Genomic DNA, 9,173 nt, shown 5'->3' on the forward strand with positions numbered 1-9,173 from the left:
TGATGGCTGATCGGCAAATTTTCGGTATTGATAAAATATTTCGGTCAGGGAATCGGTCGTGAGGATGGGATAGGCATCGATTGGCAGGACCTGCTGATTAGGTTTTAGGTGTAATAACGATTTATTTATGAGTAAATTATTTTTATTGGTGGTTACTATGAGTTGGAGTATAATTGCTTCAGCACAGGGAATCGATTTTTTTCACGGTAGCTACGAGGAAGCCTTGAAAAAAGCCCGATCCGAGAATAAGGGAATTTTTGTAGATGTGTATACTTCCTGGTGTGGACCTTGTAAAAAGATGGCCAGGGAGGTTTTCACCCAGGCCGGGGTCGGTGATTATTTCAATACGCATTTTGTTTGTCTGAAACTGGATGCAGAAAAAGATAAGGAGCATCCCTTTTTTCAGCATTTTAAGGCGACAGCTTTTCCTGCTTTTTTTTGGCTGAACGGCGAAGGTGAAATTTGGGATATGCATGTCGGATATGCCGAACCTCAGGAGTTTTTGAAGTTGGCTGCTGCTGCCGCACAATCGGACTTGAATAAGCAGTTGGACGAAGGACGTCGACGCTGGGAAAGCGGAGAACGTACTCCTGACCTGATCCGTGATTATGTGTTGGGGGTATTGAGTAAAGTGGAACCCGATCGGGTTGAACCGATGATGTGGGAATATTTGGAAGGTTTATCGTCCGAACTATTGGAAACAGAAGAAAATTACCGTTTTTTAAAACGTTTTATGCAGAGAGCGGAAGACAATCTGGCTTTTCGTACTTTGTTGAATAAGGCAGAAATTTATCAAAAATACGAAAAGGGATATGATTTCTGGATCAATATGTATCGGATGGTAGTACGTTGTGGAATCGTTCAGCGCGAAGAACCGGAGGCGTATCAGGCTTATCTTCGGTTTTTGAAAGAACTGAACCTGCCTTTGGCCGGGATGTATCTCGAAATATTGAATATGGAATATACTTTGTTTGAAAAAGATTTTCAAAAAGGTATTCCGGAAGCGATGAAACTGATCGGAAAATATAAGGAAAAACATCCTTATCTGGCCGGTCAATTTTTTTATACGTTGATTATTGCCGGTTTCTTTCAGGAAGAACAAGTCGGTATGGAACTGGCTGACCAGGTCGTCGATATGGCCTATCAGGCATTGAAAACTATACCTTCGAAAGAAAATTTATTGTATCTGTCTGTGGCATATGCCCGGAAAGGAGATTATAAAAAGGCATTCGAACTGATGGCCGGTGAACCTTTCTTTCCGTCACCTGTACTTTCGAATGCATTGTATAAATACCTGAATTTACCCGTATTCCACCGGGATTATATAAAATAAATTTAAAACAGTAACAACGGTAATAACCGCTTTATCCGTTGTTACTGTTTTATCCATTTCAACCGGTCGGACCATTATTTGATTACCAGCATATCCTTCATCTTTTCTTTGGGAATGGAAATGATGGTGTGGCCACAAGAGTAAGGACCGAGGATATATTGGGCATAAGTAAAATCGACCGTGTGGAGGGTAAGGTTGATGCAGGTGACATTATCCACTGTCGGAGCTTCGAAAGTGAAGCATTTGTCCGGATCTTTCAGATTAGCCTTTAAAAGGGCATTGATATCTGCTGCTTTGTCTAGGTTGAGGATATCTTTATTGGTTAAGAATTTCTGTGTCTTCACATCGTAATTTATAGCATAAAAATTGGTCATCCCATGGGCTCCTCCCAGCATTTCGTACGATAATACCCGGACACTGATGTAATTTTGGTCTGCCAGGAACACCGAATCTTCAATGATCAGTTCGTAGGGAGCTACTTGCTTGAAACCTGCAGAATCTAAACGGGCAATGTTCTCTTTAGCTTGTTCGATAAAGGCTGCATGAATACCGTTGATCAGCCCGTTGACCTCGTCGTTGAATTTGACACAGCTTTTTTCAGTTTCAGCATCTGTAGTCGAGAAGGCAGGACGGTCGATTTTGATGTCCCATTGTCCGGTCTTGTCGGTCAGATGGATTTGTTTAACATCCAGCTTAATCTCTTTTTTACAAGCCCCTAAAGCAAGGACTGCAAATACCAGGGTAAAAAGTTTTGTTTTCATCATTCTGTTTTTTGAAAATTAAAATTGCAATTTACGGTATATCGTAAATCGAATTTGCAAAGTTAACTTTTAACAGATGATTTCCTATTTTTTTATAAAAAATATAATCGAAAAATTCAAAACCCGATATGCCGGCGAAAATTGGATCAAATCACTTTTTTCTTCGGAGTCGTGGCAATAAAATCTTTGAGATAAAACGGTTCGAAGTAGGCGACATCGACAAATTCTTGCCGGCCGAACAGCTCCTCTGCAAGGGGGATCATGTGCCGGGCAGAGGTTTCTACTTGTCCCATGAAATGAGCATTAGGAGCGGTAAGGAGCATCCTGACTTTGTCGCTGCCATTTCCGAAAAAATAAATTTTATGTCCGGCCAATAAATCGGCAAACGAATTTTCGTCGACGATTTCTGCTTTGGTATCGATGACCTTTTGGTTGTTACGGTCGAAAAAAGCGGTATAGACTTCCATCCGGCGGGCGTCGATCATCGGGCAATACAGCGCTTCTTCCCGTATCCGTTCCGATACCGATAAGGCCAGTGCTTGTAAGGTCGGTACGGCGATCAGAGGTTTACCTGCTCCGAAACATACTCCTTTCGCCATAGATACTCCGATGCGTAATCCGGTATACGACCCCGGGCCCATACTGATCGCAACGGCATCCAGACAATGGGCATCCATGTGATTGTCTTTTAGGATTTCGTCGATGTAGGTGCCTAATAAAACCGAGTGGTTCAATCCCTCGTTATTTTCTTTCAAGGCAATCATTTTTCCGTCCCGGGCTAAGGCTACCGAGCAGACAGAAGTAGAGGTATCTATATTTAAAATCAAAGCCATAATTAAAGTCGAATGTTTAAAGTCAAGAGCTAAAGATTATTTCCGGATAATTTGAATCTCCCCGCCCATTCCCAGTTTGATAATACTCGAGGGAGCTGCCGGGTTATGATCGTTGCGGCGATAATCTACGATATAGTCTACTGCATTTTTGATCTCCTCACTGATTTCCCCGAAAAAATGAGGGGAGGGTTCGCCGCTGATATTGGCCGAAGTCGAAACGATGGGTTTATTATAACGGAAAATTAAAGATCGGGTAAATTCTTCCCGCGTAATCCGGATACCGATCGTACCGTCTTCTGCGATCAGATTGGGTGCCAAACGTTTAGCACCCGGATAGATGATAGTTGTCGGTTTGTCGGCCACTTCGATCAAATCGAGGGCTATATCCGGGACGTCGGCATAGGAAGCTATTTTCCCTGCATCGTCCAACAATACAAGCATCGATTTGTTGTCGGCCCGTTTTTTGATGTCATAAATCCGTTTGACAGCTTCCGGATTAGTGGCGTCACAACCCAATCCCCAGATCGTATCGGTCGGATAAAGAATTACACCTCCGTTTTTCAGGATTCCCAGCGTTTTCCGGATTTCCTCTTTGAGTTTATCGTTCATATAATATAGATTTCAAAGGGCGAAAATACGAAGTTTTTCTTTACCTTAATCACCTTTTGGCTTTTTGTTTTATGATTTACGATGATAACCTTGCACACTTGATATGGCAGAGAAAATCGTAAATCATAAATCATTAGACATTCCGGTTTAGACCAGATGGCCGATGAGTTCTTCCCGTTCGCCATATAACAGGTCGGCCATCGGGATCTCGATCAGCGTATAACATCCGGGTTGTTGCCGCATCGAAGCCCGGGCTGAAGATACCATAATTTGAGCGGTCAGGGCCGGATTATTGATCCGCATGTTAAACTCGAACCATTGGTTTTGTGTTTTTCCCGACACGCCTTTCCGGGTAAGGTTGACGCCATGGCCCATATCCAGTAAGTCGTCTACTTTTTCAACCTGCAAGACATGGGTCTCATCATTTATGAAATAAGGATCGTTTTTGATCTGCTGTGCAACTTCACCGAAGAGATATCCTTCCTGAAGTTCGATATATACCATTCTGCGGTGAATCCCGGTTCCCGTGGGGATAGTCATAGACAGGGCGGCCTTTACTCCCTCGATCGCTTTGACGGCTACCGTATGGCCCATACTCATGCCGGGGCCGAAGTTTGTATAAGTCAAACCTTTCGGAGCACAGGCTTCCAATAGTGCACGTATTACAGAATCTGTTCCCGGGTCCCAACCGGCCGACATAATGGAAACAGCCTGATGTTTACGGGCTACCTCTCCCAAAGTGCGGTGTAAGTCGACAGTTTGAGTGTGTATGTCGAAACTGTCTACCGTATTGATACCTAGCCGGAGGGCTTCGGTTGCATAGTGTTCCACACTGCGGGTCGGGGTACATAAAATAGCTACCTGAACCCCTTCCAAATCCTGCAGACGGCTTACTACTTTGTAGTTGTGCAGTTCTTCCGGAACCTCGGCGGTATTCCGGCGTACAATACCCACGATCTCGAAATCGGGAGCAACCTGGAGTGCTTCTACTACATATCTCCCGATATTGCCGTATCCGATAACGGCTGCTTTAATTTTCTCCATATATTTCTAATCTTAATAATCTGAATCTGTTTTATATCTCTTATACCGGCACGTCGAATTCCCGTAATGCACTGTTCAACGAGGTTTTCAGGTCGGTAGATGCTTTTCTTTTTCCGATGATCAGCGCACAAGGCACTTCGTATTCGCCGGCAGGAAATTGTTTTTTTCGGGAACCGGGGATCACGACGGACCGGGCCGGCACATAACCCTGGTATGTTACCGGTTCATTTCCCGTGACATCGATGATCCTGGTCGAGGCGGTGATTACCGTATTCGCACCCAGTACGACTTCTTTTTCCAGATGGGCACCTTCCACAATAATACAACGCGAACCGATGAAGCAGTTGTCCTCGATAATTACCGGTGCTGCTTGTACCGGTTCCAATACTCCTCCGATCCCGACTCCTCCGCTAAGATGTACATTTTTCCCGATCTGGGCACACGAACCGACAGTCGCCCAGGTGTCTACCATCGTTCCCGAATCGACATAAGCACCGATATTGACATAGGAAGGCATCATCACCACTCCCGGGGCGACATAGGCTCCATAGCGGGCGGCAGCCGGAGGAACTACCCGTACTCCTAATTCTGCATAATCTTGTTTGAGCCGGATCTTATCGTGATACTCGAATGGTCCCGTGGTCATGGTCGACATGGGTTGGGTTGGAAAATATAAGATAACCGCTTTTTTTACCCATTCGTTCACTTGCCAACCTTCGTCGGTTGGAGTAGCCGTGCGCAATTTCCCTTTGTCCAGTAACCCGATTACCTGATCGATAGCCGACCGGGTCTCTTCTTTCTTCAATAATTCCCGGTTCTCCCAGGCTGCTTCAATGATTTTTCTGATTGCTGTATACATTTCTAACTCGTTTTTTGTCGGACGAAAGTGCCTATGCCCAGGATGTCTCTGGAATTGCAAATTTCGCAATAATTTGTTGTACGACAAAAACTGTTCCCCGGATTGTTAATCGTCTAACCGATTTTTCCCGCGATGTGTAGAATAAAACATAGATCAATAAAAAAATATATATACCTTTGTTCCCTCACCGTATGCGTGTCGTAAAAGTTTAATTATTTAATGTGCTATGCTGAAAAAGATTCCTCATACTTATACGATTATTTTTTCGATTATTCTGCTTTGTGCCGTCTTGTCCTGGATTATCCCGGCAGGAGAGTATAGTCGCCATACCGTCGAGGTCAACGGAACGACCCGGTCGGTGATTGTCGATAATTCTTATCATGCGGTGGAATCGGTTCCACAGACCTGGCAGGTATTTTCCGCTTTGTTGCAAGGATTTGAGAAGCAGGCCGGAATCATAGCCTTTTTACTGATTATCGGCGGGGCTTTTCAGATTATGAACAATAGCCGGGCGATCGATGTAGGGATTTTTTCTTTTTTGCGTTTTACGCAGGGATTGGAACGGCATCGTTTTATGAAGCGGATCGGGGTGAACAATCTGGTGATCGCTATGATTATCTTCTTGTTCAGTATGTTCGGGGCTGTTTTCGGTATGAGCGAAGAAACGCTGGCTTTTGTGATTATCATTGTACCTTTGGCTATTTCGATGGGGTATGATTCGATTACCGGATTGTGTATGGTCTATGTTGCGGCCCACGTGGGATTTGCCGGAGCGATCCTGAATCCGTTTACCATCGGTATCGCTCAGGGACTTTCCGACTTACCTTTGTTTTCCGGTTTTGAATACCGCTTGTTTTGCTGGTTTTTGCTCACCGTGATTTTAGTTGCCTGTGTGTTGATCTATGCGGCCCGGGTGAAACGCAATCCGACCCTTTCCCCGATGTATCGGGCCGACGAATATTGGCGGAATCGCCGTACCGAAAGTGGCGAAGAGGTTGCTTATACGATCCCGGTGGCTTCTTATATCGTGTATGGATTGATTCTCGTGTCTCTGATTATTTTTGCTGTCGTTTATCCGGTTACTACTTTTAGTTTGGGGAATGCTTCGGTCACTTTTTATGCTGTACCGGTCGGTACGGTTTTGTTCGCTTTGTTCGGATGGTTGGGGCTACGGAAATCTTTCCATTTTTTTATCCTTTCTATCCTGGCTTTTACGGTCATTTTTCTGGTGATCGGAGTGATGGGGCATGGTTGGTATCTGCCCGAAATTTCGGCGATTTTTCTGGCGATGGGAGTGTTGACGGGGTATGCTGCGGGCAAAGATACCGACAGCATCATCAAATTGTTTCTCGAAGGAGCCAAAGATATCTTATCGGCGGCTATTGTGGTCGGACTGGCCGGAGGTATCATCCAGATTTTGCAGGACGGGCGTATTATCGATCCTATATTACATGCCTTGGCTTCTCTGATGAACGAGGCCGGAAGAGTGGCTTCGGTTGGTGCGATGTATGTAATTCAGACGCTGATCAATATCATTATCCCTTCGGGATCGGCCAAAGCTGCTTTGACGATGCCGATTATGGCTCCCTTCTCGGATGTCATCGGTATTTCCCGGCAAGCTACAGTGATGGCTTTCCAGTTCGGTGATGGCTTTACCAATATGATCACGCCCACCTCCGCCGTATTGATCGGTGCTTTGGGAATCGCCCGCATTCCCTATGAGGTGTGGGTAAAATGGTTTGCCAAAATCCTCCTGTTGTTTGTCGTCCTGGGTTTTCTGTTACTGATACCCACAGTAGTCATGCAGTTGCCTGGGTTTTGAAAATCTTAAGCTTTAATGATGTATTTTTGTCTAAATAAATGCTGAAGTAAAAATGGAGAAATTTGCTGCAATAGATTTTGAGACAGCCAATTGGCAGCAGACCAGTGTTTGTTCGGTGGGGATCGTCGTGATGAACCGGGGGGTGATCGAAGACCGGTTTTACAGTCTGATTCATCCTGCACCGAATTTTTATTCCCGGCGTAATACAGCTATTCACGGTTTGAGTCGGGAGGATACCGAGGAAGCTCTGGCTTTTCCTACGGTATGGCGGGAAATTGCTCCGATGATTGAAGGGATACCTTTGGTGGCTCACAATAGCATGTTCGACGAGGGATGCCTGAAAGCTGTCTTTCGGCTTTACGAAATGGATTATCCCGGTTACTCCTTTTACTGTACCTACCGCCTTTCCCGGAAATTATTTAAAGGACTGGAAAATTATCAGTTGCATACCGTTTCTTCCTTTTGCGGATATGACCTGAAAAATCATCATCATGCCCTGGCCGATGCCGAGGCTGCAGCTGTCATTATGCAATCCATTTTGCAGCAATGTCCCGATTTATAGCAGGTATATTTTTTCTTTCTATTCCGATTCCGGACTTTATACCGTCAGACCGGTTCGCCTGGAACGGTCAATGATAGAAAAAGCCAGATGACCGACAGAAGCGACCGGGTCGCCAATTCCGATCACCGAAGACGAATTAGTAACGAACTATACCTATGTTTAAGGTAAACATGTATATAAACACCAAGAAAAAATCGGACTATTCCGTACCGCCATATTTCTCATGCTTTCAAACAATTTTTTATCTTATGTACAAAGATAATATTTCTTTTTGTAAAACCTGAACTTACAGGCTACAATCGTCTGAAATGATAGCATACGGAAAGGACAACCATCCGAAGCCGGGTTCCATAACCACAGGCAAAGGTAACTCGTGTTCTTCTCGTACAAGCAAGACCAAGTCCTCCGGCTTTGGGGAAAAATCATCTTCGCCTGAAGGTTGCGGTATTTTCTTGCGCCAAACCTTGCGGGTATGGACAAGGGACAGTCAGGCAGGCGAGAAATAAAAAATGGCAGATACATACCTGAAAAATTACAGGCAATCATCGTATTAGGTTAGTGGAGCAGACGGAGTAGTACGATAAAGTAACCGGAGTATAAAATGGAGCGGAAAAAGTAGTTCCTAAAGATGTGTATAAAGAGTAGCTAACTTAGAAGGAGTGTTGATTTACAATACTTTTCCTTGGAATGGGGAGAGGAGAAGAGTAAATAGAGGTGTGAAATTTTGTTTTCATATCTGTAGTTTTATATATTTACCGTCACTATTGTCCACTAAAAATGGACATGTTTAAACTTTAAACAAATTCGGTTCACTGGAATCATTGGGTTCTTTGACATTTTTGAAATTCGATTTGTCGAACAAGTCACTAAGATGTGTTTTGTCCGTCAGTGAGATGCCGAGGATTTGCAGTGTTTCGTGGATAGTACTATCGCTACAAGGCAATAAGTAATTATGGCACAATAGATTTGGATGCCTATCGCATTCTCCGATGTACCCCAAAACTTTTTGATTTTGAGGTGCTGCTTGATCCACTTGAAGAACAGTTCCACGCTCCATTTGTTTTGGTAGAGCTGCGAAATCAGTTCTGCCGCTGCCTTCAGATTGTTCGTCAGGAGATGTATCTGAAACCGTCTTCGGGGTCTTCGATGATGAGTTTCTGAAGTTCTTCAGGATAGTCTTTGGAATTTTTATAAACCGAAAAATTTCCGATGACATCAGAAACGATACCTTTCGGTAATCTCCGCTTTCAGGTCTTGGGCTTGATCTGTACATTGGTTTTTGCCCGTACAACGAGAAAGCACCTATACGGTTGATCGTATAGAAATTGCCAAAATCGTTGTAACCACGGT

At 44.3% G+C, this 9,173-nt stretch carries 8 protein-coding genes and 1 pseudogene; 3 read left to right on the top strand and 6 right to left on the bottom strand.

The window, feature by feature from the left end; all coding sequences use genetic code 11:
* Positions 1-127 precede the first annotated feature (127 nt).
* Complete coding sequence (locus WS42_RS15660; RefSeq protein WP_022161314.1) at positions 128-1,333, top strand: thioredoxin family protein; 1,206 nt, start codon at positions 128-130, stop codon at positions 1,331-1,333.
* 74 nt (positions 1,334-1,407) lie between these two features.
* On the opposite strand, the gene WS42_RS13495 is transcribed toward WS42_RS15660, so the two are convergent.
* From WS42_RS13495 to WS42_RS13515, 5 genes are all read right to left on the bottom strand, one after another.
* Positions 1,408-2,094, bottom strand: coding sequence for a PdaC/SigV domain-containing protein (locus WS42_RS13495; RefSeq protein ID WP_022161313.1), 687 nt, complete (start codon positions 2,092-2,094; stop codon positions 1,408-1,410).
* Positions 2,095-2,240: 146 nt separating this feature from the next.
* Positions 2,241-2,927, bottom strand: coding sequence for a tRNA (adenosine(37)-N6)-threonylcarbamoyltransferase complex dimerization subunit type 1 TsaB (gene tsaB, locus WS42_RS13500; protein ID WP_046402534.1), 687 nt, complete (start codon positions 2,925-2,927; stop codon positions 2,241-2,243).
* Positions 2,928-2,963: 36 nt separating this feature from the next.
* Positions 2,964-3,536: an L-threonylcarbamoyladenylate synthase gene (locus tag WS42_RS13505; RefSeq protein WP_022161311.1), complete on the bottom strand. Its 573-nt coding sequence runs from the start codon at positions 3,534-3,536 to the stop codon at positions 2,964-2,966.
* 147 nt (positions 3,537-3,683) lie between these two features.
* Complete coding sequence (locus WS42_RS13510) at positions 3,684-4,580, bottom strand: diaminopimelate dehydrogenase (RefSeq protein ID WP_046402536.1); 897 nt, start codon at positions 4,578-4,580, stop codon at positions 3,684-3,686.
* Positions 4,581-4,620: 40 nt separating this feature from the next.
* Complete coding sequence (locus WS42_RS13515; protein WP_046402538.1) at positions 4,621-5,439, bottom strand: 2,3,4,5-tetrahydropyridine-2,6-dicarboxylate N-succinyltransferase; 819 nt, start codon at positions 5,437-5,439, stop codon at positions 4,621-4,623.
* A 226-nt stretch (positions 5,440-5,665) separates the two neighbouring features.
* Between WS42_RS13515 and WS42_RS13520 the strand changes: the two genes are divergently transcribed.
* Positions 5,666-7,261, top strand: a complete 1,596-nt coding sequence (locus tag WS42_RS13520) for a YfcC family protein (protein WP_046451250.1) — start codon at positions 5,666-5,668, stop codon at positions 7,259-7,261.
* A 52-nt stretch (positions 7,262-7,313) separates the two neighbouring features.
* A complete protein-coding gene (locus tag WS42_RS13525) occupies positions 7,314-7,823 on the top strand; it encodes a 3'-5' exonuclease (protein ID WP_013611780.1) in 510 nt (169 codons plus the stop codon).
* A 787-nt stretch (positions 7,824-8,610) separates the two neighbouring features.
* Here WS42_RS13525 and WS42_RS15805 read toward each other — a convergent pair.
* Positions 8,611-9,173, bottom strand: a pseudogene (locus WS42_RS15805) (hypothetical protein); the annotation flags it as partial.

The organism is Odoribacter sp. N54.MGS-14, assembly GCF_000980295.1.
Taxonomy (GTDB): domain Bacteria; phylum Bacteroidota; class Bacteroidia; order Bacteroidales; family Marinifilaceae; genus Odoribacter; species Odoribacter splanchnicus.